This is a genomic window from Vibrio sp. D431a, assembly GCF_030248655.1.
GTDB classification, from domain to species: domain Bacteria; phylum Pseudomonadota; class Gammaproteobacteria; order Enterobacterales; family Vibrionaceae; genus Vibrio; species Vibrio alginolyticus.
The window spans coordinates 71,198-97,458 of the sequence record NZ_JAHGAP010000010.1 but is presented as its reverse complement, the minus strand read 5'-3'; the positions used below and the strand labels follow the sequence as shown (position 1 = coordinate 97,458).

The following is a 26,261-nucleotide window of genomic DNA, read 5'->3' as shown; positions in this document are numbered from 1 at the left end:
ACACATCACGGGACAAAGTCTGCAACTCCAAAAAACTAGTTACAAGACCTATCGATGTTCGTTTTACGAGAACAAAAAAGCGCAGATCGAAGACCTGCGCTTTTTGGCTGCCAATTAGCGGCTTTCACACCCTAAACGTTTTTACATTGTGTAAGTGTAAGGAGCTTGAATGCCTAGCGGGATACCTACCATCCAATAAGCAACTAGGAAGATAGACCAACCGATCAGCATTGCGATCGAGAATGGCATCATTAGTGACGCAAGCGTACCGATACCAGCCGACTTCACATAACGCTGACAGTAAACCACTACAAGAGGGAAAAATACCATTAGAGGCGAAATGATGTTCGATACAGAGTCACCCACACGGTAAGCCGCTTGAGACAGCTCAGGCGAGATACCAACCGCCATTAGCATTGGCACTAAGATTGGACCAATTAAAGCCCATTTTGCCGATGCCGAACCAATAAGTAGGTTTACAGACGCGGTTAGAAGGATCATACCGATGATGGTCACTTCACCTGGTAGGTTCATCGCTTTTAAGCCTTCTGCGCCATACAACGCTAGCATCGTACCGATGTTTGACTGAGCAAATGCAGATAGGAACTGAGCACAGAAGAACGACATAACAATGTATGCGCCCATGGTTGACATAGTATCAGCCATCGCTTTGATAATGTCGTTGCTGGTCTTGAACGTTCCAGACACTTTACCGTAAACGTAACCAGGAATGATAAACAGAATAAAGATCAACGGCACGATAGACTTCATTATCGGTGCTGAGAAGGCAGTAATTTCACCTTCAGGCGAGCGAAGTGCTGATGTTTCTGGAATTAACGCTGCAACAAGTAAAGCAATACCCGCCATCATTGCCCAACCTGCATAACGGAATGCTTTTGATTCCAGTTCAGTAAATGAACCTAGGTTTGGCGCGGTTTCCGCATCATCATCAATTGGCATTTTTGATAAACGAGGCTCGATGATTTTCTCTGTCACGTACCAACCAATCCCCACAATAATGATAGAGGATAGGCCAGTGAAGAAGATGTTCGCTAATGGGTTAACCACATATTCAGGATCAAGAACCTGCGCCGCAGTTTGCGTAAAGCCAGCCAATAGCGGATCGATACCTGAAGGGATAAAGTTTGCAGAGAAGCCACCAGATACACCTGCAAATGCTGCCGCAATACCTGCTAAAGGGTGACGACCTGCCGCATGGAAGATAATACCGCCAAGAGGAATAACCAGAACATAGCCTGCATCTGCCGCAGTATGCGACACAATAGCAACCAAAATCAGCATTGGAGTAAGAAGCTTAGCTGGCGTGAAGTTCAGCATCTTCTTAAGACCCGTCGTAATAAAGCCCGAAGAATCTGCAACACCCACACCTAGCATTGCGACAAGTACGATACCCAGTGGCGCAAAGCCAGTAAACGTCGTCACCATGTTAGCAAGGAAACTTGCTAGCGCTTCGCCCGTAAGTAAGTTGGTGATAGTAAGAGCTTCGCCCGTTCGAGGGTTTGGAAGATCGAATGATACATTCGACAAAAGTGCTGACGCCGCCCAAGTAATGATCAATGCCCAGAAGAACAAAATCGCAGGATCAGGGATTTTGTTACCTGTCCTCTCGATAAAGTTTAAAAAGCGCTCCATCCCGCTCGGCTTCGATGATGGTGCTTTATTTACAGCTTGGTTACTCATGGTAACTCCATAGTGAATGATGTTGGTGCCAAGGCCTATTTGAATAATTATAACGGCCTACTATCCAACGAGTATTCTAGTAAACACTAATGGAGAAAGCACAAGGTTCTAGATTTTTTTTCATAATTGGAGATATATTTTGCAAAAACACCACTTCAATTAAACATAATAAAAACAGTAGCACATCAACTCAATTAACAGTTCAAAAACCATTTATTAACCGTGACCAATTCGGTATTAAACAAGAATTACATCCGCATTTGTCTCAGCCTATGTATGCAATTGAACTTAGTTTTCGAATTCACTGTATTGTGAGATCATCGTTTTAAGCTGAACTGATCGCGTCTCGCCGATTCTATCCTTCCAGCTAGAGGTAATGGTGATAGTTTTCAGTGTTCCTGAAACCGTGGCAGCTGGAACTTCCCACTCGACGACATAAGATCCAGTAACAGAAGAGCCTGTTGCAATAGAAGCAAAATTTGCAGGTGTGATGGTAGACATCGCCGCAGAAGCACCACGCGTCCGGAACCATTCGAGCTGGTTTTCTGCTAGACGAAGTGCTTCAATACTTTTTATGGCATATTCGGATTCGCGTTCTAAATACACGTTTAGCTTAGTTAAACCTAGTGCCCCAACACCGATAAGTAGAAAAGAAATTAGAACTTCAAGAAGGTTAAAACCTTTTTGTTTAGAGATCATTCCAGGAGCCTTTTTTCCAGCGGAAATTAATAATCGGATCAACGACCTCATCGATGTTATCTCGGTTGTAAGCAAAATTTAGAGAGTTAACAAAATAAGCACTGTAACCTGGACTATCTAAGACTTGTCCCCCCGAAAAACTAAATGAGCCACGCTGCAGGTAAACGACTTTATCTGGAGCAAGCGTGGGAAAGTTAGCCGCATCCCCAAAATGATCTTTGGCCTCGAACAAGTTCCAATGTGTATCTAAATCTGTAAGTGAATTAGTCGTAAGTTGATAGAGCATACCAGGGAATGTCATTGAACCATGTACAGCAAAAATACCATCTTGAACCACAAGTAATATTGGAGCTTCTCCAGTAGCGGCAAAAGCTTCATTAAGATAATCAATGCCTCCTTTGATTAGTATCCCATCAGAATCATTCTCATACTCTCCAGAGCTATTCTTTTTAGAGGAAGTAAACTCACAGGACCCCGTAACCCAAATATGAGTTTTCCCTGCTGAAATTTGCTCCCCAACTTTCTTTCCACAATCAGTAACGACTTGGTTAGTTGAGTCGTCGTAATCAATCGTAGTAAACCCCCAGCCTGATTTCACCGAGTTCCAGTCACTGCGTTGCTCTCTAAAAATGTCGTAAAATGGCTCTAGGTCTGCATCTTGAATAAAGTCCTCTCCGTAATCTGAGTCAGAAGAGGTCACACTCATATGTTCCGATTTACAATCTATATTGTTGTGAACAAAATCAGCATAAGGGGCAGAACCATGTATAACCCCTTGGTTTGTCGCTCCAGCACGTGAGTGAAATGCATTCTTATAGCGAATAGCAACACACTCCCACCCACTTCCTACAAATTCGCCAGGATCTGGTGTTGAAAATGCGGAGCTACCATTAACGTATAAATCTGTACTACTTTTTAGTGCTCCGGACGCTCTTCCTCTTGAAAGGACAAGTTGTTTTTCAACGGTCCGGCTGGAGTTTGGAGCTGGTTTGCTTAACAGCTTGTTGTCGGGTTCCAATGCTAATTGATGTAAACCTAAAGGTGTTTCACATCGGCTTGAAATTAGTGAAGTTGCAGAAGAAATATCACCGGTACTTTGAACTAAAGAATAGAAACACTCCAATCCCCCTTCTGCAAGCCAATGTTCTTGTCGTGCTTCAATTTGATTGTTGGCACGCTTGATCTGATAAAAAAGAGACTTGTAGCTACCAAGCGACATCATTAATGCCGCAACTAGCAATACACCCACAACTAATAACGCAGCTGCACCTTGTTGTTTCTTCATTACTGCCAGTTCCTTTGCATCGCAGTAAACGACTGCTGCGTGCGAATATCTGTCACGTCTTTCAATTCGGTTCCCAATGTAATGGTCACCAGTGCACTTTTTGCATCAGTGCTTTCTAGCAAATCACTAGTCAGGTCAAATCGATTAACGTGAATAACTTTTTTATCAAAGAGAGTGTTACATGAGCCTGTGCCTGCAAGGTTGACCACGTCATTAACATCCCATATCGTTATTTGCTTTTTTTCACACACAAATAGCGACTCTAGCGTATTAACTCGTTGCTCATAAGCCACGTTTTTATATAAAGGAGCAGAGCCAGAAACACCTATGTAATAGGCGTAAGCAATTAGCCCTCTATCAACATCATCAAGAGTGTAAATTGTGTTCGCTGAGCCCGATATTTTTATAGAATGACCATTGTTACCGTCAAAACCAGCACGCTGAATGTCGCTCTTGAGCATCTGCACGACACTTTCAGAATTCTGTAACAACATTAACTCTTTCGAACGCTCCATTATCACTCGTTGACCACTCACATAGATTGACCCCACTGTCGCAAGAGAAATAAGCCCAAGCACAGATGCGATCATAAACTCAATAAGGCTCGCCCCTTTTTGTTTAAACATAGCCATCCTTAAGAGCAAGTTGAATAACCGTAATATTCTGTGCCGCTGTTATCACTACATACTCTTACGCGGGCTGATAAAGTATGAGAAATGAGTTTTAAGGCTTTTGATGATTCACCAACAGGATGAAACTTCAAGTTTCCTGATGATGGTCGACCATGGACATCGTCGAAGCTGATTTGATCGGAAGCATAGCTCGGGGTAACGACAATACCGTAATACGGCTTACCGGATAAAGAGAACAACACAGTCCCAGCTCCCTCAGCTCCGTTATCTGTCAAATCAATACGCCAGTTTCCGTCACTGGATGAGCTCCCAGACATGATGATGTGTGCCCAAAGTCTTTCACGCCGTAATACTGCTTCAGACTTGCCTTCAATAACAAAGCCATGCAATTCATTAGCTAAGCGCTGCATTTTGTTGGTTTCAAAGACATTCTTGAAAGATGGTGCAGCTGTAGCCAATAAAGCACTCAGTACAGCAACAGTAATAAGAAGCTCCAACAACGTAAACCCGCGAGGCATTTCCCAAATTCCTATGTAAACGGCAAAAGGGCCGTAATTCATCTTGCACAGATGCTATCACCTGCCAAAAATAGGCGGAAAAGTGAAAAGGAAACTACTCGTGATGATTCGAATTTCTCGTTGTAACGGCTACAAAAAAGGATTGAGAGGGATGACATTGATCGAATTACTGATAGCTGTCGTGATTGTCGGGATCATTGCTGCGATCGCCTACCCTTCTTACACTAATCATGTAATCAAGTCTCATAGGACGGTTGCCTTGAGCGATCTTAGTCGAATTCAGCTAGAGCTAGAGACATCTTATGATGGTGGGTACGACTGGAGTCATATTCTCTCTGGAGGAACATGCACTCTATGTGACTCAGACAAAAATAGATTTTCTTTCGATATTGCTAGCTCTGCAAGTACGGCCTATACCATTACAGCAACAGCAAAATCACCTCTTGGACAAGACGACGACGAGTGCTTGACTGGTTCTAAAACGATTACTTTAACGTCAACAAATGTCGAAGAACCAAGTGATTGCTGGAACTAGCAAGAACACCGAGATGCAAAAAGGCCTGCATTTTAGCAGGCCTTTGTATTTGTGCTTTTCACTAACGTCTTAGCTGGTTAAATCATCAAAGAACTTTTTCACACCGTTGAAAAAGCCTTCTGATTTAGGCTTGTGCTTTGTCGCCGCTTCACCACCACAAGACTCTTCAAACTCTTTGAGCAGTTCTTTTTGGCGTGAGCTTAGGTTTACTGGTGTTTCAACAACCAACTTCACAATAAGATCACCAACACCGCCACCGCGAACGCCTTTCACACCTTTACCACGCATGCGGAACATACGACCTGTTTGCGTTTCTGAAGGTACTTTTAGGCTTACGCGACCATCTAGAGTTGGCACTTCAACTTCACCACCTAGAGCCGCCATCGCAAAGCTTACTGGCACTTCACAGTATAGGTTGTTGCCATCACGCTCGAAGATATGGTGCTCTTTCACGTGCACTTGTACATACAAGTCGCCAGCAGGCGCCCCCATTTCTCCCGCTTCACCTTCGCCAGATAGACGAATACGGTCGCCAGTATCAACACCTGCTGGGATCTTAACGTTAAGTGTTTTTGTTTTCTGCTTACGACCTTGACCATGACACTCATTACAAGGGTCTTTAATGATTTTACCTTTACCGTGACAGGTAGGACAGGTTTGTTGCACTGCGAAGAAGCCTTGTCGCATCTGTACTTGACCATGACCATGACAGGTACCACATGTTTCAGCAGATGAACCTTTCTTCGCGCCACTACCATCACAGGTATCACAGTGTACTAGTGTCGGTACTTCGATCTCTTTCGTTACACCACGAACTGCTTCTTCTAGCGTTAATTCCATGTTGTAACGTAGGTCAGCACCTCGCTGGGCACGGTGGCCACCACCGCCACGACGACCACCACCAAAGATGTCACCGAATACATCGCCAAAGATGTCGCCGAAATCAGCACCGCCGCCGCCAAAGCCGCCGCCACCGAAACCACCGCCGCCTTGTTCAAAAGCAGCATGACCGTATTGGTCGTACGCCGCTTTCTTTTGAGGGTCGGTCAGAACTTCGTACGCTTCTTTTACTTCTTTAAACTTGTCCGCCGCAGAATCATCACCCTGGTTTCGGTCTGGGTGGAATTTCATCGCTAGACGCTTATACGCCTTTTTGATATCGCGCTCTGAGGCATCACGGCTTACGCCTAATACTTCGTAAAAATCACGTTTTGACATGTTCTTCGTCACCAGTTAATTACTACAAACGGCATCGATTCACCGCTTGGTGTTTGTATCGTTCTAGGTAAGTGCACTTGTCTGCAACATACTTAACTAGAAAGACAGCGTTTACAAACAGACGGGCGTAAGAGTTGCCCCAAACGCCCGCACACGAAGTCTTATCGACCCCAGATGGCTATGCAGCCATCTGGTTAAGAAATATTATTTCTTGTCGTCTTTAACTTCTTCGAACTCAGCATCTACAACGTCGTCTTCTTTAGACTGTGCACCTGCGTCAGCACCTTGTGCTTGCTGCGCTTGAGCTTGTTGTTGAGCGATTTCCATCAGCTTTTGAGAAGCAGTCATTAGTGCTTGAACTTTAGCATCGATAGCTTCTTTGTCTTCACCTTTACGTGCTGTTTCTAGCTCAGAAATTGCTGCTTCAATCTTCTCTTTCTCTTCTGCAGGTAGCGCTTCACCAGCTTCTTCTACTTGCTTACGAGTACCGTGAATCATTTGGTCAGCTTGGTTACGTGCAGTCGCTAGCTCTTCGAACTTCTTGTCCGCTTCTTTGTTAGCTTCTGCTTCTTGAACCATTTTCTCGATGTCTTCATCGCTTAGACCGCCAGAAGCTTGGATAGTGATCTTCTGCTCTTTACCAGTCTGCTTGTCTTTCGCAGACACGTGTAGGATACCATCCGCATCGAGGTCAAAAGTAACCTCGATTTGTGGCATACCACGTGGTGCAGGCTGGATGCCTTCTAGGTTAAATTGGCCTAGAGACTTGTTGTACATCGCTTGCTTACGCTCACCTTGTAGAACGTGGATAGTTACCGCGCTCTGGTTGTCTTCCGCTGTAGAGAAAACTTGGTTCGCTTTAGTTGGGATAGTTGTGTTCTTCTCAACTAACTTAGTCATCACGCCACCCATTGTCTCGATACCTAAAGACAGTGGAGTTACGTCTAGTAGTAGTACGTCTTTAACGTCACCAGCAAGTACACCACCTTGAACTGCAGCACCCATTGCTACTGCTTCGTCAGGGTTTACGTCACGGCGCGCTTCTTTACCAAAGAACTCAGCAACTTTCGCTTGAACCATTGGCATACGAGTCTGACCACCAACTAGGATTACGTCAGTGATGTCGTTTACTGATAGGTCAGCGTCAGCTAGAGCTACTTTTAATGGCTCAAGAGAGCGTTGTACTAGGTCTTCAACTAGAGATTCTAGTTTTGCACGAGTCACTTTAATGTTCATGTGCTTAGGACCAGTTGCATCTGCAGTAACGTAAGGTAGGTTTACGTCTGTTTGAGAAGTAGAAGAAAGCTCGATTTTCGCTTTCTCTGCTGCTTCTTTAACACGCTGCATTGCTAGTGGGTCGTTCTTAAGGTTGATGCCTTGCTCTTTGTTGAACTCATCAACCAAGTAGTTGATTAGACGGTTATCAAAGTCTTCACCACCTAGGTGAGTATCACCGTTAGTTGCTAGAACTTCGAATGTTTTCTCGCCTTCAACTTCATCAATTTCGATGATTGAAATATCGAATGTACCACCACCAAGGTCGTATACCGCGATAGTGCGATCGCCGCCCTTCTTATCAAGACCGTAAGCTAGCGCAGCTGCTGTTGGTTCGTTGATGATACGTTTAACTTCTAGACCTGCGATACGGCCAGCATCTTTTGTCGCTTGACGCTGAGCATCGTTAAAGTAAGCAGGTACTGTGATAACTGCGCCAGTTACTTCCTCACCAAGGAAGTCTTCAGCAGTTTTCTTCATTTTCTTAAGAACTTCAGCAGAAACCTGAGGAGCTGCCATTTTTTGGCCTTTCGCTTCTACCCAAGCATCACCGTTGTCAGCCTTAACGATTTTGTAAGGCATGATTTCGATGTCACGCTGAACTTCTTCGTCTTCAAAACGACGACCGATTAGACGCTTAATTGCAAATAGCGTGTTTTCTGGGTTAGTTACTGCTTGACGTTTCGCTGGTTGACCTACTAGCGTCTCACCGTCAGTGTAAGCAATAACCGATGCAGTAGTACGTTCGCCCTCTGCGTTTTCAATTACACGTGGTTTGTCGCCGTCTAATACAGCAACACATGAGTTAGTAGTACCTAAGTCAATACCAATGATTTTACCCATCTGGCTATCTCCGAATAAATTCTATTTTCGTTTGGTTATAACCCCAATGTGGGGGGAGGAGAATCGGGTTTCAACCCTTGCTCACAAACAAAAATAATCAATGTTTGCTTCTCTATGCCACATAGATAAGGGCGGCAAAATGCTTTTCAAGGGCAGAATTAAAAAAAAGCGTCTTTTTTCGAAATTTATGTGTTTCTTTCTGATTAGTTGGGAACTCGTCACACTGCTGTAGCGCAACAAAACGTCATTTCCCAGATAAATTTATTTATGCCCGACTCTTCCTAAATAAAAAACGAGCTCATAAGAGCTCGCTTCAATATTAGGGTTAAAATAAATTATTCAAGGTATTAGGCGTTCGCTTGAGCCGGCTCAGCATCAACACCTTCTTCTTTACCTATCTCACCTTCTGTTTTTGCAACAATGGTGTTCACTGCCGTATCGCCGACAACGTTAGATGATGTACAGAACATATCATTGATACGGTCGACCGCTGCAATGATTGCTAAACCTTCAGGTGGTAAACCCAGCTGGTGAAGCAAAACGCCTACCATTACCACGCCGCCACCAGGAACGCCGCCAGCACCAATAGATAACAGAAGAATAGTTAAGCCAAGTGTGAAGATGTCTGCGGTGTTAATAGGCTGGCCAAAAGCGTTCGCAACAAACATCGTTGCTAGAGCAATATAGATAGACACACCAGACATATTCATCGTTGCGCCCAGTGGTACACCGAAGCCAGCAACCGATTTAGAGACCTGAAGCTTTTCTGTCAGTGTGCGCATCGTTACCGGGATAGTCGCGTTTGAGCTCGCGGTAGATAGAGAGAAAAGAATCTGCTCACGAGTTGCACGTAGGAAAGTCTTTGGAGAAGTTCCTGTCGCAATACTCACTGCCATTGGGTAGAAGAAGAAGATCCAGAACACCAACATCGCAACCACCAAAGCCACGTAACCGGCAACGGACATTAATGTATTGGCGTTTAGCGTTGCACCTAGTTGAATCATTAGTGCGAACACACCATATGGTGCAAGACTCATCACTAATCCAACCAATTTCATCATGATTTCATTTGCCATTTTGAATGTGCGAATAGCTGGGCCACCACGAGAATCCAAAGCTTGAATTGCAAGCCCCGTCAAAATTGCCATAAAGATGATTTGCAGCATGTCGCCGCTAGCAAACGCTTGCACAGGGTTGCTAGGAACAATGTTAACAACTAAAGAGAAAATGTCCGGCGTATCTGTCGTTGTCAACTGTACAGCCTCAGATACCGTTCCTGCTAGATTAGCGCCCGCTCCTGGCTGGAAGATCAAGCCGACAGTCAAAGCCGCCGTAATCGCAATGATGGTGTTAAGAATGTAAAGGGTAAAAGTTTTTCCACCAAGACGACCAAATGCACTGATGTCTTTCAAGTCAACAATGCCGCATACGATTGAAACGTAAACTAAAGGAACAACAAGCAATTTGATCAGTGAGACGAACATGCCGCCAACACCTTCTGCTGCTCCAAGTAGGTATGTATCAAAAATCGCAATACCGCTAAATAAGTACTGAATTGCAGTCCCCAGCACAAGGCCGGCAAACAAGCCTATAAAAATCTTACTAGAAAGCGATTTATCCATTATAAATCTCCGATATGTTGTGTTTACTATTTACATTTTTGTAGTTATATATGCTTACTTTTAAAGCATTAGTCGCAAATCATACACACCGAAGTTACAAAATAAAGTGATAATTTACATTTTTGTTAACGAAATTGTTTTGGAAAAAATGACTATATTTACATTCCTATGCAGAACAAACATTCACACAGCGAATGATTACAACCACTTATAGCCCTTTCCGTTAATAAACACGCAGCGAGATGAGAGAAAATCTCCTATAGGAAAATAATTAACCAATAGGAAAAAATATGAAGGGGATCAAATTTTCATTTATCGATATACAACGAAGTTCGATGCAGTCATTTATGTTTAAAACAAAAAAGCGCCCATCAAAAATGATGGGCGCTTTTATATTTAAAAAACAGGTAGTTAAAGTTACTTAGCAACCATTACCATTGCCGGACGAATCACACGGCCGTTTAGTTCGTAACCTTTTTGCATAACAAACATAACAGTGTTTGATTCATGATCAGGGCTCTCCTGAATCGACATCGCTTGATGGAACTCTGGATTGAATGCTTCACCTTCAGGGTTGATTGCTTTCAAGCCAAATTTCGCGACAACGTCTACAAACGTTTTATGTGTTAGTTCAACGCCTTCTAGGAACGGCTTCACAGTTTCATTCTCTGTATCTGCCGCTTGAATTGCACGCTCTAGGTTATCAATAACAGGAAGCAGCTCTTCTGCAAACTTGTTCAACGCAAACTTACGTGCTTTATCGATCTCTTGCTCAGTGCGACGACGCATGTTTTCTACTTCAGCTTTAGAACGCAACACCGCATCTTGTTGCTCTTTTACTTTTGCCTCGCTAGACAATAGTGCCGCTTCTAGTTGAGCAATCTTAGCGTCTGTCTCATCACCAAGCTCTTCAAGCTCAGCTTCAACTTCTTGCGCTTCAGCTTCTACTTTTTCAGCCTCTTCGATGATTTGATCAAGCTCTTCTTCTGTAACTTTGTTTTCTTCGTTGCTCATGATATCTCCAGAATTCAACATAATGCCCTTAAAGCCATGCGCGTTTTTGCGGGCTTTAACCACATAAAAATTCGCATATTTAGGTGACTTGCCATTATTATGGGGATGAAGATTCCTGATTCAAGCCTCTTTAATGCGGAAATGCTATGAAAAATCCATGTAACGTGATCGCGATTATCGGAAAACCAAGAGATCAACAAGCAATTCAAACTCATAAAGAGTTGTACCAATGGTTGACCTCTGAGGACTATAAAGTATTCATTGACGATCGCCTTGCCGCAATACTGGATGATATCCCACAGAGTCAGTTTGCTAGCTTAGTTGAACTAGGAAAAAATGCCGATCTAGCCATTGTGGTTGGTGGCGATGGCAACATGCTAGGTGCAGCAAGAATTTTATCCCGATTTGATGTACCAGTTATAGGCGTGAACCGCGGAAATTTGGGCTTCTTAACTGACTTGAACCCAGACGACTTCCAAGCGTCTCTGCAAGCGGTACTCGACGGTGAGTACATTGAAGAGGAGCGTTTTCTTTTAGAGGCGGAAGTACACCGCCACGGACAAATAAAGAGCCATAACGCTGCGCTAAACGAAGCCGTACTTCACCCAGGGCAAATTGCTCATATGATTGAATTTGAAGTGTATATTGATGAAAGCTTCGCCTTCTCTTTACGGGCCGACGGTTTGATTGTCTCCACTCCGACTGGCTCGACGGCATATTCACTTTCTGGCGGCGGCCCAATTCTTTCTCCTAGCTTGAATGCCATTTCACTCGTGCCAATGTTCCCTCATACATTGTCGAGTCGACCTTTGGTGGTTGATGGAAAACGTCGAATTAAATTGGTGGTATCACCAGAAAACCGTGGAACACAAGAAGTTAGCTGTGATGGACAAGTCTCACTTCCAGTTACCCCTGGCGACGAAATTCACATCTATCAAAGTCCAAATGTACTAAAGCTCATCCATCCAAAAGACTACAGCTACTATCACGTCTTACGGAATAAGCTTGGCTGGTCTAGTAAATTGTTCTAACACTTGTTACTCAGGGTAATAACTTCAATAAAAAAGCCAGCAGCTCAATTGCTACTGGCTTTTGGCTTTCTTAGACAAGAAATAGACACAAAGTAGTGAGGCGACACGATATTTGTCATCATTAAAGAGAAGCTTATAAATTTTGATCCTGTGGGCAAACTTTACACAAAAGATAGAAAAGCAAATTCAATGATCTATGTCCGGTGATATTCTCACCATGAATAGAGTATTAACTCTATTTCATACAATCAATAAAGGACATATTATGAAGAAAACCATCATTCTGTCTGTTCTCAGTACATTAGCACTTATTGGCTGTCAATCAGAGGAAACGCAAGTCAACAGTGTATCCAACGCAAAAGCGGAAGATATCACTAAGACGAAGCGTGCCCTAGCTCAACAATTGAGTGAGAACTATGCTGCCATTGAACCCATGTTGAGAAGAGATATTACTCCGCAACAGACTAACGTGTCTGTATCAGCATTTGTTAAGCAAAACCCTAACTCAGAGTTCAGCCGCCAGCTTGTACAAGCTGACACTCAAATTCGTAGCTGGAAAGGTATTTCTGAATACTCAGATCAGTTGTTAGAAGTTCGCTTGGCAAATGAAGCCATGATAACAGCATGGCAAAGTGGCGAGGTCGAGCCATTATTTGCGTTTGAACCAAGTGGTGATGATGAGAATTGGCAATACATCGAAGCATTTGATGTTTATGGCAACATCCATCAACTCGATGTTTACCAGCTCCCTGAGGTACCTGTACTTGTCGTTGATAACAATAGCTCTGCAGAGCTAAAAGCAGGCTTGCAAGCTATGCAAGCTGAGATGAAAAAACTCGGTCAACCAGCTTTAGTTCAACCATATATTGCTGATGAACAACGCCAAAATACACCGTTATTGTCAAGTAGCGCAGTGGGCGAAGCGGCTCCAATTCAAACCACGCAGTTGAAAAAGATCCGTCTAGCCGATGACAAAGAACCTTGGATCTCTGGCAAGGCAGAAATCTACGCTATCGTAACGGGCGTCAATCCAAGTCGTGATGAACCTACTCTCGATTTGGTGGAGCTTCCATACTTAGACTACGATAACCAAGATTACTATCCAAATCAGATCATTATTCACTGGTCTCGTTACCGCTGGGGTGCGGCAGACATTGTGCTCATGGAGCAAGATGACGGCACAGACTATAAACAATTGGCAAAACTCCTTGTTCAAGTTGCCGAAGAAGTATTGAAAGCGATTCCAGATCCAGAAGTTCAGGCTTACGCGATTATTCCGCAAATCACGAACAAGATCATCGACACTATCCCCGATGGTGTACTCACGAATGATGATGACTTCGTCGACGTTTACTACACTCTAATGCAAGATACTTCATACGTAGATCACCCAGGTGCAGGTGTGAATGCAGTCGTCACACTAGAACCACTAACGATTAACCCAACTCGTCCGTAACCTGTTCAATTTTAATGAGTCGTTGTAATCACATCGGCTCATTTTTCCCACTTCATCACAAAAAAACAGCCTACAAAGAAAATTTTCCTCACCTGACTTTACTGTATAAAGAAACAGTATATACTGTTCTCTTATACAGTATTGTTCGGTTATACAGGTAAATAAAATGCTGGCTCATCTAAGTGTTAATAATTTTGCGATTGTTAAGTCTTTACAACTCGAGCTTTCTAAGGGCATGACCACCATTACAGGTGAAACAGGCGCGGGTAAATCCATTGCTATCGATGCTTTAGGGCTCTGCTTAGGCGGACGAGCCGATGCCGGCATGGTGCGACAAGGTGAAGAGAAAACCGAAGTTAGCGCCGCTTTTTTATTGGACAACAACTTACATGCAACACGTTGGTTAGAAGATAACGATCTGCTAGATGGCAGTGAGTGTATTTTGCGTCGTATTATCACAAAAGAAGGCCGCTCAAGAGCCTTCATTAATGGCAGCCCTGTTCCACTATCACAACTCAAATCTCTAGGGCAGCTACTTATCAATATCCATGGGCAGCACGCTCATCATCAATTGATGAAAAGTGAGCACCAAATGGCCATGCTCGACCAATATGCTGGGCATTTAAACCTACTAAAAAGCACACGAAGTGCTTACCAGCATTGGCGTCAGGCGGATAATAACCTCAAGCAGCTAAAAGAAAATAGCCAGCAAAACCAGGCGCAAAAACAGTTGCTTGAATACCAAATCAAAGAACTGAATGAGTTATCGCTAGGTGAAGAAGAATTTGCAGAGCTCGAGCAAGAGCATAAACGACTATCCAACAGTGGTGAACTCGCCACTACCTGTCAGCAAGCCATCGAACTTATTTACGAAGGTGAAGAAGTCAATGCGCTTGGTATTTTGCAATCGGCCAATCACTCCCTAATTCAATTAGCCGAATTAGATGAAAAGCTATCTGAGCTACCTAACATGCTGTCAGAAGCGATGATTCAACTTGAAGAAACGAAGAATGAATTACGCAGCTACTTAGATGGCATCGATGTTGATCCAGCTCGTATGGCTTATGTAGAAGAACGTTTTTCTAAAGTGATGTCTGTAGCTCGTAAACACCACGTAATGCCAGAAGAACTCTACCAGCATCATCAAGATCTTCTGGCCCAAGTAGAAGCGTTAGATTGCTCCGATGAACGTTTAGATGAACTTGCTCAAGAAGTAGAACACAAGTACCAAAGCTTTCTAACACAAGCAGAAAAACTGCACAAATCACGCAGCCGTTACGCAAAAGAACTGAACAAACTGATCACACAAAGCATGCACGAATTGAGCATGGAGAAAGCAGTATTCAGTATCGAAGTTAGCAATGACAACACGCACCCATCGCCGCTTGGCATGGACAGCGTGTGCTTCTTAGTATCGACCAACCCGGGACAACCATTGCAACCTATAGCAAAAGTTGCGTCAGGCGGTGAGCTATCACGTATCTCTCTAGCTATCCAAGTGATCACCGCTCAGAAAGTAGATACACCAAGTTTAATCTTCGATGAAGTGGACGTAGGTATTAGTGGCCCAACAGCTGCCGTAGTGGGCAAAATGCTACGCAAGCTTGGCGAATCTACTCAAGTATTGTGTGTCACTCACCTCCCTCAAGTTGCCGGATGCGGCCATCAACAAATGTTTGTTGCTAAGCAAACCAAAGCAGGCCAAACCGAAACCCAAATGCACGCATTAGATGAACAACAACGTGTGGCAGAATTAGCTCGCTTACTTGGTGGTAGTCAAATAACCGACTCAACGTTGGCAAACGCAAAAGAACTGCTTATCGCCGCTTAATAAATCGACAAGGGATGAGATATGGATATCAGAGCAATACACAAAACCAACTGCTTAGATCTCATCCCTATTTTTATTGAGTTAGAACATTACTACTTCAAAGAAAAAGCTTCATCAAAACACGATCTGGTCCATTATCTAAAGAGCCAAGTCTTCTCTGAACATTCTGGTGTTAATATCATTGCGGTTTACGATAATGATGACGTCGTAGGCTTTGCATCTTATACCGTCATGCTCCCTGCCCCAAAACTCTCAGGACAGATGTACTTAAAAGATCTGTTCGTATCTTCGAAGGTTCGAGGAAAAGGGGTTGGTCTCAAGTTAATGAAGTATCTGGCATCTTTGGCGATCAAGTGTGGATGCCAAAGGTTGGACTGGACAGCTGAAAGTAGTAACCCTACCGCAGGTCAGTTTTACCGCTCAATTGGTGCAACACTAATTCATGAAAAAGAGTATTATCGTTTTTCAGGTGATGCATTACGCGAATTCGCCAAAACCGACTAACGAGTCACTAGGCTTGGCTCACCGCTGAAAGCGTCCATCACCCTACCTCCGATTGAAATGTGCTCTTCGTCACCTAACTAATACGTCATGTGGTGACATTTACCGCCTAATATCGGTGAATAAATGCAACTCAACTCAAAATTCGTTGTCAGATTGTCTACCATACGACGCATAGCTTTTTACATCTGCGTCGAGCTTGTTTATTATCAGCGCAGTATTTTAAAGGTTACTAAGAAATTATTATGCAATTAAAGAAGTGGTTAGTTGCCGTACCATTAGCAATGACATTGCTGACAGGATGTTCGGTATTGGAAAGACTGGTTTATCGTATTGATATCAACCAAGGCAACTATGTAGAACAAAGTGCGGTTGATAAATTAAAGTTTGGGATGACTAAAGCACAGGTTCGCTTCGTATTAGGGTCGCCAATGCTTATTGAAAACGGCTATCCAAACACTTGGTATTACATCTATCATCATACTCCTGGCCATGGCGAACCAGTACAGAAAGATCTGATTGTAAACTTTAATGACCAAGGCACACTCGCAGACATCAGTGGTGACTTTCCAAAAAGTGACGCATTTTACGAGCAAATTCAGTAAACTGACTTTTGCAAAAAAACCTCCCGTTTGGGAGGTTTTTTATTATATAGAAATCACGTTAGTCAAACTTTGAGTAACTCACATGAGCTATTGGGTTTATATTAATCCTGCTTATTTTTACGTACAGAACTAGGCTTGCCACCGGTGACTGGGTCTGCACTCCCCTCGGCTTTAGCCTGCTCCGCCCGTTTACGGCGAATCTCTTTCGGATCGGCGAGTAACGGACGATAAATCTCTATTCGGTCTCGATCTCGAACGGTCGCATCCAACTTCACGTTACGACTAAACACACCCACTTTGTTCTTGGACAAATCAATTTCAGGGTACAACTCCAATACACCGGATTGTCGAATGATCTCTTCTACCGTTGCGTGATTATTTACCACTAAGTTAAATACACGCTGTTCATGAGGAAGAGCATAGACAACCTCAACGTGAATCATATCTGACTCAATACTCATAACACTCGTAGACCTGTTTTGCGCGTTTAGTAAATGCATTTACCATATTACTAGTAAGCTCGTTAAAAATCTTACCGAAGGCCATCTCAATCATTTTACTTGAGAATTCAAACTCAAGCTTTAGTTCAACCTTGCAAGCTTGCTCATCTAGCGCGGTAAAAATCCAACCACCACGCAACGTCTTAAACGGGCCATCCACCAAGTTCATCATAATTGCTTGGCCTGGGATCAGCTCATTTGAAGTAGTAAACGTTTTGCTGATACCAGCCTTCGCCACATCGACAGAAGCCACCATACCATTACCCGAAGACTCAATGATTCTAGAGCCCGAGCAACCAGGCAGAAACTCAGGGTATTTAGCAACATCGTTAACCAGATTGAACATCTGTTCAGCACTAAAAGACACAAGCGCAGAACGGCTGACTTGCTTCATACATACTCCTATCGATACATGTACAGATTTAAAGCTCCTGCCAATTTTACTTTTATTCCACGATTGCGCAAATAAAAGGATTTCCTATCCGATATCCAACCCGTATAATGTCGCTATTATGGCAAAGAAAAAAACGAAACAAAAAGCGGGTAGCAATACTATCGCGCTGAATAAAAAAGCTCGCCACGAGTATTTCATCGATGATGAAATCGAAGCTGGCTTGGAGCTCCAAGGTTGGGAAGTGAAAGCCCTTCGCCAAGGTAAAGCCAATATTTCTGAAAGTTACGTATTTATGCGTGACGGTGAAGCCTTTGTGAGTGGCATGACAATCACTCCTTTAAATCAGGCATCGACACACGTTGTGGCGAACCCTACACGTGTGCGTAAACTACTAATGAGTCGTCGTGAGCTGGATAACCTATTCGGACGTGTAAACCGTGAAGGTATGACATTAACGGCCCTCTCACTGTACTGGTCTCGCTCTTGGGTGAAACTAAAAATTGGCGTAGCAAAAGGTAAAAAGCTGCACGATAAACGTACGGATCTAAAAGAAAAAGACTGGGCAAGAGAAAAAGCACGCGTAATGAAGAGCGCGCTGCGTTAATCTTGACCACTTAAACGCATAGTACTGGACAGCCAATGCTTTTCTGTTACTATGCGAATATTACCTGGGGCTGATTTAGGATTCGACGGGAATTCAGAAGTCTGAGGTGCATGCCGAGGTGCGGTAGGCCTCGTTAACAAACCGCAAAAAAATAGTCGCAAACGACGAAAACTACGCACTAGCAGCTTAATAACCTGCTAAGAGCTCTCTCGCCCTAGCTTCCGCACGTAAGACGGGGAATAACGAGGGATCAAACCCAAACGCGCTAGCCCGGATTCTCCCGCCTGAGAGATGAACGGCGAATTTTAATTCAGGCTAGTCATTCATTAGCGTGTCGGTTCGCAGGTGGATGGCGAAATTAAAGATCGACTAAGCATGTAGTACCAATGATGAACGGTTTTCGGACGCGGGTTCAACTCCCGCCAGCTCCACCAAACGTTTGGAAAAGGCCACCTTCGGGTGGCCTTTTTTGTATCAACTAAAATAGTCTCTTTTTTCAAACATTCATGCTTTCTGAAATCTTACTACATGGATTACCGCATACCTTTGGCCCATGTAGGTTTACAAACTCGTTGAGTATTAATCAGTAAACAAGAAGTTCATAAGTACTAATCAAAAAGGCAGAAAGCATGGTACTAAAAGCCCTGCAACTTAAAAGTCTTCTGCTTACCTATCCTTTCTAAGAGATAACTAGATCTAAGTCTAAAGTCTATACTCATCTCCCTCGATGAATTGATTGATGTATTCATTGTTAGTCCCTACTCGCTTGTTTCATTACAACTCTATAGATGTAATGACTACAAACAGTAGTTACAAAAAATAATGTAACTCTAATCACAAAGTTAACCTTAGATATTGAACAGAAACACAACATATATAGATTTTTAAATTTCAAAATGAAAATATTGTTGTGAAAAATTAAGTTGCTGGAATTATTACAGTCATATTAGTGAGCATTGTAATGAATTTTGAAGAAAGTAAATTGAATGACGAACACGTTAATCAATACACACCGCAAATCAATGGTGTGTTAACAAAGAAAGGAAAACCACTTAGTAGCCTAAAGGTTAGCCTTAGTATTGGTTTAAGCATGTCAGGGAAATCAATAGACTTATCAACATTCACAGACAGTACTGGTCGCTTTGAGTTTTCTCCAGTCTATGAAAATAAAGACGTCATAAGCACTCCTCTCATTGATCGCTATGTAACTATTGTTTTAGTCGCAGAACTCAGCAATGATGAAAGTACTATTATTTGGGAAGGAAGCTTTGATGGTTATAAAATAGAGGATTACGTAAAAAATAACATGGCTAACCTTGCTTGTGACACTGAGAACCCTCTTAAGTACTTTGCTTTTTCAATTGATGATGAAGAAAACGATGACTACTACGTGAACAGCCAACGTAACTTATTTGGTTATATAGACTCTGACTTGTATGGAAATTAAATAATGCACTCATGATGCAACTCCAGTTCCTATGCCTCCTCTTTGGCCATTCATTCACGGGGGCATTGAGTATCGGTTAGAAGGAGGTTCTGGTATCGACTTCCACGCTCATGGACTAGGAAAAAATCTGTTCCGGGTTATGTCAATAACGCTACAAGTAATGAGTGATCGGCACTACAATCTAAGCCTTAAACTTATCTAGAACGCAACGTATTTCTTGACTTCAACAAGAGATATAACGCTCGGATGACTGATGGTTGGGTAAGTAAAATAGTCTCTTCAACTTTGACTTTACTAAGAATTTCAGGTCTGGGTCATATAATACAACAGATGCGACCGTAGGCCTTGCTACTTGGGTTCAATTAGCTAATTTCAGAGCTAAAAAATGAACGTAACGAACACGTACGCGGTATTATAGGCCACATAAATGTAATGTCAGGCAATGCGGAAATTAACCTATCTAATATTACTTGTAGAGCAATAAAGCTTTGTTTTTCAAGGTTAGTAAAAAGGCTAGACAGTCATGCTAGTAACGTATTAAATACCCTGGAGTAACAATAAAATAAATTAGCCATCGTTTTATATATACGCTTCATCGGTCTTAAATTATTTGAATGATAAATAATAAAAGTGCGAAGCTATTTTGCTTCGCACTTTTATTGAGTCCAGCACGGCTAACTATATTAGAAGCGATACTCTACACCTAGTGATGCTTGGTTAAAGTCTGTTTCCGTGTTTGCACCGTTCGCGACATTCTCCGCATTGAGTTCTACGTCGTACCACATATATTCTGCGTTAACTAAGAAGTTATCAGTAACTTTAAAACCCACACCGACACCAGCGAATACACCTTCATCATCTTTGTTGCCTTGGAAGCCCGCAACGTTGTAATCCGTCGAGTACCACATTTGACCGCCTTTTGCGTAAAGGTCGACACGATCAGCAATGGGAGCGGTAACTTTTAGAGCCGCTGTATAGCCGTCCGTTTCGGCATTTGCTAGGTTATTACCATAGCTACCGAAATCAATGTAACCACCTTCCAACGCTAAGTAAGGATTAAAACGGTAACCAACTAAACCTTGAATAACATCGCTGTCATCATCAAAGTCATCTTGTCCATCAACTTTTAAGTAACCGTAGTTGGCGCCAACATATACACCATGATCGTTGGAGTCCGCAGCATGTGATAAAGTACTAAACGTTGCTAAAGAAAAAAGGCTAATCAAAGTAACAACATTGCTTTTCATTTCGTTCTCCTAATATAAGTTCCATTGAAGGTTCGAATAGTAAAGAGCAAATGCAATGCCAACTTTAAATTAATGAAAAATATATTTAATTTTATAGAATACTGACAATACTCTAAAGATCGCCGAACAAAAACAGAAAAAAAGAGCTGTCTGTTTACTTTATATAAACAATACTAAATTGAGGTTAATCGCTGATGTGAAAAAGATTCTTGTTAATTTGTAGATTTTTCAAAGAAATTAAATAAACATCTAAAATACTCTTGTAGATTAATCAGTCAAAAAACGCTTAGCTAGTTTTTATAAGAAAGGAAGCTAATCACACATACGTTGCATCTTACTTTGCTTCAAGCCGTGAATACTCTACTCTTTGCCTAAGCAGAGTTTAATGGAACTGAAGTATGTTAAAAGGCAGTGAATACCCTTCTATTCGAGCATTAAGGACGTTTGTCGCGGTCTCTAATTACCTCAGTTTCTCTAAAGCAGCGGATGCCCTATGTATTACGCAAAGCGCAGTAAGCAAACAAATCGCATCGCTGGAGCAATTGGTGGGTTTACCTTTAATACAAAGAGGGGCGAGTGGTATTGAGTTAACCGAAGAAGGCAAGCGTTATCTGCCGCAAGTCACAGAAGCTTTGGAGCTTATTCAGCATGCAACTGCCAACTTAATCCAGTCAGATTCAAAGCAAGAATTACTCACCGTGGACGTAACCCCTTCTTTTGCCAGTCTTTGGTTGATACCTAATATTGATGACTTCCACCAGCAACATCCTAACATCCGAGTAAGAGTCTGTACTGGGGATGGGAACGTCAAAGATTCGAGCAACGAAAGTGACTTACATATTCGCTGCCTTCCATTATCCACGCATTATGAATACAGCCACTTACTATGCGAAGAAATACTACTATTGGTCGGTTGTACTAACGCTCCTGCACTCAAGAATGTGCACGCTGTTAGCGACTATCCGCTGATACCTCAAATCACTCGTCCTCAGTTGTGGGAGCAATTTAAGGCGGCACATGCAGTAGAATCAACCGTTACCTATCACTCTGTAGGCTTTGAACATTTTTACCTAGCTTACGAAGCCGTCAAAATGGGAAAAGGACTCGCCTTACTTCCTGATTTTATGGCGCAGAATTCTATTTTGAGAGGGGATATCCAACATATTCTCAACCTAACTTTACAGAGTGGTTATGGTTATTACGTGATGATCCCGAATTATCGCCTATCGGCTAAGAAAGTGGCGGCGTTTTACGAATGGTTGAAGAGCAAACTAAGCTAATATTGTTTTCTTGAAATGCTTTTGGTAAACCAAAACAACTCAAAGACTTCAGTATCTGTCTGCTCCAAATTGTGGCATTCTCATTAACACTGTTTCAAAAGGATAAATGGATTGAAAGATATGGACAGCAATTCGCCCAAACTCTCATTACGTACCATTGAGCCAACGGATTACCCTGAGCTTGCAGAACTAATGGACTTAGTGTTTCCTGATGTTGGCGGCTCATGGCCACGGCTGACTATTATGGATCTCATTCATCAGTTTCCTGATGGCCAAATCTGTATTGAAGATAACGGCAAAATAGTCGGTGCAGCATTAACCATTAAAGTGGACTACAACCGCTTTTCTCTTCCTCATCTATATACCGACATCATTACCGAAAACAACGTCATACAGAATCAAGTAACCGGTGATGCAATGTATGGTCTCGATGTATTTGTCCACCCGGACTATCGAGGGCTACGTTTAGGTCGACGTTTGTATGATGCGCGTAAAGAGCTTTGCCGGAGTAAGAACTTCAAAGCAATTTTAGCCGGTGGCCGCATCCCGAATTACCACAAATATGCTGACGAATTGAGCGTGGCTGAATACATCGACAAGATAAAACGCCGTGAGCTTCACGATCCTATTTTGTCTTTTCAGCTTGCAAATGACTTCGATGTAAAGCGTATTATGCGTGGTTACTTGCCAGAGGATAGTGCTTCTAAAGGCTACGCAACTCTACTGGAGTGGGATAACTTTTTCTACGAAGAGGATATTCAATCCGTCCATGATGTAGAAAAAACGCTGATTCGTATTGGTGTTGTGCAGTGGCAAATGCGTGCTATGAATGACTTAGAGGACTTGCTCGATCAGGCTGAGTTCTTCATTTCTTCTCTTGCGAACTACAAAGCCGATTTCGCCCTATTCCCTGAATTCTTTAACGCGCCGCTGATGGGATTGCAAAACGACCAAAATTCCGTCGAAGCAATTCGCTTTTTGGCTAGCTTTACAGAAGAGATCAAAAACCGCTTCTCGCAGATGGCTGTCACCTACAACATCAACATTATTGCAGGCAGTATGCCCGTTATCGAAGATGGCAAACTGTATAATGTGGCCTACTTGCTGCAACGAGATGGTGAAATAAACGCTCAATATAAGATCCACATCACGCCCCATGAGCAAAAAGACTGGGTGATCGACGGTGGTGACAATGTTCAAGTGTTCGAAACCGATGCGGGCAAAGTCGGCATACTGATTTGTTATGACAGCGAATTCCCTGAATTGGGAAGAATGTTAGCAGAACAAGGCGCACAAATTGTATTCGTTCCTTTCTGGACAGACACAAAAAATGGCTACCAACGAGTACGAATCTGTTCCCAATCACGAGCCATCGAAAACGAATGCTACGTTGCAATTGGGGGCAGTGTCGGCAACTTACCTCGTGTTGATAATGTCGATATCCAGTACGCACAATCTGCCGTATTCTCACCGTCGGATATCTATTTCCCACACGATGCGACCTTGACAGAAGCAAGCGCCAACACCGAAATGATAATCTTCGCTGATGTTGATTTGACTAAGTTGAAACAGCTTAATACCGAAGGCTCTGTCACCAACTTACGTCATCGCCGCCTTGATTTGTATGGTGCATTCACCAAAGCCAAAGAGTCATAAGGATCTCCCTAATTCGCCGCTACCAAAGAGCGTGGCGGCGAGTAAAGCAAGCTGCAGGTTGATTCAGCGCAATTATCAGAGGCATGTCAGTTTTTCTCAACGGTGAGAAACAAGAATTGACCCAATAGGACATTCGGAGTATCACTCCAACTTCGTTCCGCTTTTATTAGGGGAAAGCTTTTGGAACATATTAACGAACTTCTCATGTCAATGAAGCCTTTGCTTGAGCAATATGGCTACGTTGCGCTGATTGTCAGTATATTTCTAGAAGGGATAGGTATCCCGATGCCTGGTCAATCACTGATGATCGCGGCATCTTTGCTCTCGTCAGAACAAGTCATGAACCTAAGTATGGTAATGATGGTATCGTGGCTGAGTTGCTTTTTTGGTAATACCTGTGGCTACTTAATCGGTTATTACTTTGAGGGGTGGTTAGATAAAAAAGGCTACATTTCCGGCCCGAAGATGCAAACGCTTCAATTAACTATCCAGAAATACGGCCCTACGTGCTTGGTCGTCAGCCGCTTTATTGAAGGAATGAAGCAATTTATGCCTCTTGCATGCGGTATCGCGAAAATGCCACGTAGAGAGTTTTTGCTCGGTAACGCCCTCGCGGCGACGGTTTGGGTATTGGTATTCAGCTTGTTAACTCACTTTGCATTTGAGCATTTAAGCGTGTTGAGCAACCTGTACACCGAATACAAATATCTGGTATGGGCATTTGCTGCTGTCTTATTTACGTGGATGGTTTTAGGTATTGTTAAACGCAAAAAAGCCAAATCAATGCAATAACAACAGTCTCTTCATTAGCGCATAACTAAAGCTCGTGGTATCAGTGAGATACGCAACACGAGCTTTTATCTTTTTCTTTACGTGTAAAATTTAAACAGCCATTTAGACGTCTAGACGTTGACAATGTAGAAATGTGATATTAGTCTGCTCTTCTCTCTTATCATTAACATTGTCGTTTACATGTCCGGTTCCCAACAAACTACTAAAACAGTTGCACCGTCTGCGGTCGCACTGATCCCATTAATTGTATTCCTTGCGCTATTTATTGGCGTAGGCACTTACTTATCTTTGCAAGGCGTGGAATTTGCCTTCTACCAGCTGCCTGCACCCATCGCGGTATTACCAGCCATCATCATTGCGTTTCTTTTAAGTAAAGAGAAACTTAACCGCTCAATCGAACACTTCATGCGTGGTGTTGGCCACCCAGACATAATCGCAATGTGTATGATCTATCTGCTTGCAGGTGCCTTTGCTGCGGTAGCAAAAGCCTCTGGCGGTGTTGATGCAACAGTAAACCTTGGTTTATCCGCTATTCCAACCAGCATGATTTTACCGGGCATTTTTCTGATTTCTGCTTTTATCGCAACAGCAATGGGGACTTCGATGGGTACCATCGCAGCCGTTGCCCCCGTAGCGTTGGGTATTGCTGAATCAGCAGGAATGAGCTTACCGTTAACCGCAGGCGTTGTACTGAGCGGCGCTATGTTTGGTGATAACCTTTCTATCATCTCTGACACCACCATCGCGGCGACACGCTCTCAAGGTTGTGAGATGAAAGACAAGTTTAAAGAGAACATTCGTATTGCTTTACCTGCGGCGTTGATCGCGATTGTAGTGTTCGCTTTCAACAGTACCGCGACTCAAGTGCCTGCAACTGGCGATATTGAGTGGCTAAAAGTCTTGCCGTACATCACTATTTTGATCCTAGCGGTATCTGGTGTGAATGTGTTTGTGGTTCTGTCGATTGGCATTCTTTTGGCTGGCGGCGTGAGCTTGGCATCGATTGACAATTACGGACTAACTAATCTAGCCCAAGACGTTTACAAAGGCTTTGGTAACATGCAAGAGATCTTCTTGTTATCCATGCTGATTGGTGGTTTGAGTGAACTGATGCGTCGCCAAGGTGGTCTTGCTTTTCTAACAAATTTCGTTAGTAGCCTTATCCACGCGTTTGGCTCTAGTCACTCTAAGCATGCGAACAGTCGTGCAAGCGAGCTAGGTATTGCAGGTTTGGTATCAATGGTCAATGGCTGTACGGCAAACAACACCGTAGCCATCATTGTATCGGGCAGCGTTGCTCGCCAACTGGCGGAAGAGAATAATGTCTCTCCTCGCCGCTCAGCAAGCTTGTTAGACATTTTCTCATGCGTGGTGCAAGGCGTGTTGCCTTACGGTGCTCAAGTACTGCTGCTAGGTTCCGTGTTCAACCTCTCGCCACTTGAAGTAGTTGCCAATTCTTACTACTGTTTTGCATTAGCGATAGCGGCTGTTGTCGCGGTGTTTATCAAACACCCCGCTCGTCAACCTGTAGCGCAAACTGAGAACTAACGACAAATACCGAAAAGGCTCCGATGG

General features: G+C 43.1%; 24 protein-coding genes and 1 other RNA gene. 13 read left to right on the top strand and 12 right to left on the bottom strand.

Annotation, left to right across the window (positions count from 1 at the left end):
- Positions 1-141: 141 nt before the first annotated feature.
- The 5 genes from KJB35_RS08860 to KJB35_RS08840 all read right to left on the bottom strand — a co-directional run bounded on the left by KJB35_RS08860 (position 142) and on the right by KJB35_RS08840 (position 4,835).
- The gene (locus KJB35_RS08860) at positions 142-1,701 is read right to left on the bottom strand and encodes an AbgT family transporter (RefSeq protein ID WP_017635695.1); all 1,560 of its coding nucleotides are present in this window, start codon (positions 1,699-1,701) and stop codon (positions 142-144) included.
- A 288-nt stretch (positions 1,702-1,989) separates the two neighbouring features.
- Entirely contained in the window at positions 1,990-2,400 is a 411-nt protein-coding gene (locus KJB35_RS08855; protein ID WP_005381606.1) for a prepilin-type N-terminal cleavage/methylation domain-containing protein, read from the bottom strand.
- On the bottom strand, positions 2,390-3,685 hold the full coding sequence (locus KJB35_RS08850; RefSeq protein ID WP_213880545.1) for a hypothetical protein: 1,296 nt from the start codon (positions 3,683-3,685) through the stop codon (positions 2,390-2,392). Before KJB35_RS08850 ends, KJB35_RS08855 begins: the two co-directional genes overlap by 11 nt.
- The gene (locus KJB35_RS08845; RefSeq protein ID WP_213908021.1) at positions 3,685-4,311 is read right to left on the bottom strand and encodes a PilW family protein; all 627 of its coding nucleotides are present in this window, start codon (positions 4,309-4,311) and stop codon (positions 3,685-3,687) included. The genes KJB35_RS08850 and KJB35_RS08845 overlap by 1 nt, the downstream gene beginning before the upstream one ends.
- 8 nt (positions 4,312-4,319) lie before the next feature.
- Positions 4,320-4,835: a GspH/FimT family pseudopilin gene (locus KJB35_RS08840; protein ID WP_033905824.1), complete on the bottom strand. Its 516-nt coding sequence runs from the start codon at positions 4,833-4,835 to the stop codon at positions 4,320-4,322.
- 103 nt (positions 4,836-4,938) lie between these two features.
- Between KJB35_RS08840 and KJB35_RS08835 the strand changes: the two genes are divergently transcribed.
- Positions 4,939-5,370 carry a type IV pilin protein gene (locus tag KJB35_RS08835; protein WP_053302986.1) on the top strand — a complete coding sequence of 144 codons (432 nt, stop codon included), beginning with the start codon at positions 4,939-4,941 and terminating at the stop codon, positions 5,368-5,370.
- Positions 5,371-5,439: 69 nt separating this feature from the next.
- Here the strand turns inward: KJB35_RS08835 and dnaJ are convergent, their stop codons facing one another.
- From dnaJ to grpE, 4 genes are all read right to left on the bottom strand, one after another.
- On the bottom strand, positions 5,440-6,588 hold the full coding sequence (gene dnaJ, locus KJB35_RS08830) for a molecular chaperone DnaJ (RefSeq protein ID WP_005381620.1): 1,149 nt from the start codon (positions 6,586-6,588) through the stop codon (positions 5,440-5,442).
- Positions 6,589-6,792: 204 nt separating this feature from the next.
- The gene (gene dnaK, locus KJB35_RS08825) at positions 6,793-8,706 is read right to left on the bottom strand and encodes a molecular chaperone DnaK (RefSeq protein WP_005381623.1); all 1,914 of its coding nucleotides are present in this window, start codon (positions 8,704-8,706) and stop codon (positions 6,793-6,795) included.
- Positions 8,707-9,053: 347 nt separating this feature from the next.
- The gene (locus tag KJB35_RS08820) at positions 9,054-10,328 is read right to left on the bottom strand and encodes a dicarboxylate/amino acid:cation symporter (RefSeq protein WP_053302985.1); all 1,275 of its coding nucleotides are present in this window, start codon (positions 10,326-10,328) and stop codon (positions 9,054-9,056) included.
- Positions 10,329-10,745: 417 nt separating this feature from the next.
- On the bottom strand, positions 10,746-11,342 hold the full coding sequence (gene grpE, locus KJB35_RS08815; protein ID WP_021034134.1) for a nucleotide exchange factor GrpE: 597 nt from the start codon (positions 11,340-11,342) through the stop codon (positions 10,746-10,748).
- 146 nt (positions 11,343-11,488) lie between these two features.
- Between grpE and nadK the strand changes: the two genes are divergently transcribed.
- The 5 genes from nadK (at position 11,489) to bamE (ending at position 16,766) form a co-directional block, all read left to right on the top strand.
- Entirely contained in the window at positions 11,489-12,373 is an 885-nt protein-coding gene (gene nadK, locus KJB35_RS08810) for an NAD(+) kinase (RefSeq protein ID WP_053302984.1), read from the top strand.
- A gap of 265 nt (positions 12,374-12,638) precedes the next feature.
- Entirely contained in the window at positions 12,639-13,829 is a 1,191-nt protein-coding gene (locus tag KJB35_RS08805; protein ID WP_005383752.1) for a DUF3103 domain-containing protein, read from the top strand.
- Between the two features lie 166 nt (positions 13,830-13,995).
- A complete protein-coding gene (recN, locus tag KJB35_RS08800) occupies positions 13,996-15,660 on the top strand; it encodes a DNA repair protein RecN (RefSeq protein WP_005383750.1) in 1,665 nt (554 codons plus the stop codon).
- 21 nt (positions 15,661-15,681) lie between these two features.
- On the top strand, positions 15,682-16,164 hold the full coding sequence (locus KJB35_RS08795; RefSeq protein ID WP_154204810.1) for a GNAT family N-acetyltransferase: 483 nt from the start codon (positions 15,682-15,684) through the stop codon (positions 16,162-16,164).
- Positions 16,165-16,406: 242 nt separating this feature from the next.
- Complete coding sequence (gene bamE / locus KJB35_RS08790) at positions 16,407-16,766, top strand: outer membrane protein assembly factor BamE (protein ID WP_017820585.1); 360 nt, start codon at positions 16,407-16,409, stop codon at positions 16,764-16,766.
- 101 nt (positions 16,767-16,867) lie between these two features.
- Here bamE and KJB35_RS08785 read toward each other — a convergent pair whose 3' ends face one another.
- A complete protein-coding gene (locus KJB35_RS08785) occupies positions 16,868-17,227 on the bottom strand; it encodes an RnfH family protein (RefSeq protein ID WP_005381640.1) in 360 nt (119 codons plus the stop codon).
- Positions 17,217-17,660, bottom strand: a complete 444-nt coding sequence (locus KJB35_RS08780; RefSeq protein WP_005381641.1) for an SRPBCC family protein — start codon at positions 17,658-17,660, stop codon at positions 17,217-17,219. The genes KJB35_RS08785 and KJB35_RS08780 overlap by 11 nt, the downstream gene beginning before the upstream one ends.
- 118 nt (positions 17,661-17,778) lie before the next feature.
- Between KJB35_RS08780 and smpB the strand changes: the two genes are divergently transcribed.
- The 3 genes from smpB (at position 17,779) to KJB35_RS08765 (ending at position 19,711) form a co-directional block, all read left to right on the top strand.
- Positions 17,779-18,264: an SsrA-binding protein SmpB gene (gene smpB, locus KJB35_RS08775; protein ID WP_005381642.1), complete on the top strand. Its 486-nt coding sequence runs from the start codon at positions 17,779-17,781 to the stop codon at positions 18,262-18,264.
- A gap of 66 nt (positions 18,265-18,330) precedes the next feature.
- Positions 18,331-18,698: a transfer-messenger RNA gene (gene ssrA, locus KJB35_RS08770) on the top strand.
- 527 nt (positions 18,699-19,225) lie between these two features.
- On the top strand, positions 19,226-19,711 hold the full coding sequence (locus KJB35_RS08765) for a DUF6795 domain-containing protein (RefSeq protein ID WP_238843018.1): 486 nt from the start codon (positions 19,226-19,228) through the stop codon (positions 19,709-19,711).
- 683 nt (positions 19,712-20,394) lie between these two features.
- Here the strand turns inward: KJB35_RS08765 and KJB35_RS08760 are convergent.
- Positions 20,395-20,958, bottom strand: a complete 564-nt coding sequence (locus KJB35_RS08760; RefSeq protein ID WP_238843017.1) for a porin family protein — start codon at positions 20,956-20,958, stop codon at positions 20,395-20,397.
- A 398-nt stretch (positions 20,959-21,356) separates the two neighbouring features.
- Between KJB35_RS08760 and KJB35_RS08755 the strand changes: the two genes are divergently transcribed.
- The 4 genes from KJB35_RS08755 (at position 21,357) to KJB35_RS08740 (ending at position 26,234) form a co-directional block, all read left to right on the top strand.
- A complete protein-coding gene (locus tag KJB35_RS08755) occupies positions 21,357-22,238 on the top strand; it encodes a LysR family transcriptional regulator (RefSeq protein WP_047102126.1) in 882 nt (293 codons plus the stop codon).
- 120 nt (positions 22,239-22,358) lie between these two features.
- On the top strand, positions 22,359-23,894 hold the full coding sequence (locus KJB35_RS08750) for a bifunctional GNAT family N-acetyltransferase/carbon-nitrogen hydrolase family protein (protein WP_047102129.1): 1,536 nt from the start codon (positions 22,359-22,361) through the stop codon (positions 23,892-23,894).
- Between the two features lie 204 nt (positions 23,895-24,098).
- Complete coding sequence (locus KJB35_RS08745) at positions 24,099-24,686, top strand: DedA family protein (RefSeq protein ID WP_005383738.1); 588 nt, start codon at positions 24,099-24,101, stop codon at positions 24,684-24,686.
- A 180-nt stretch (positions 24,687-24,866) separates the two neighbouring features.
- A complete protein-coding gene (locus tag KJB35_RS08740) occupies positions 24,867-26,234 on the top strand; it encodes a Na+/H+ antiporter NhaC family protein (protein ID WP_115385756.1) in 1,368 nt (455 codons plus the stop codon).
- Positions 26,235-26,261 lie beyond the last annotated feature (27 nt).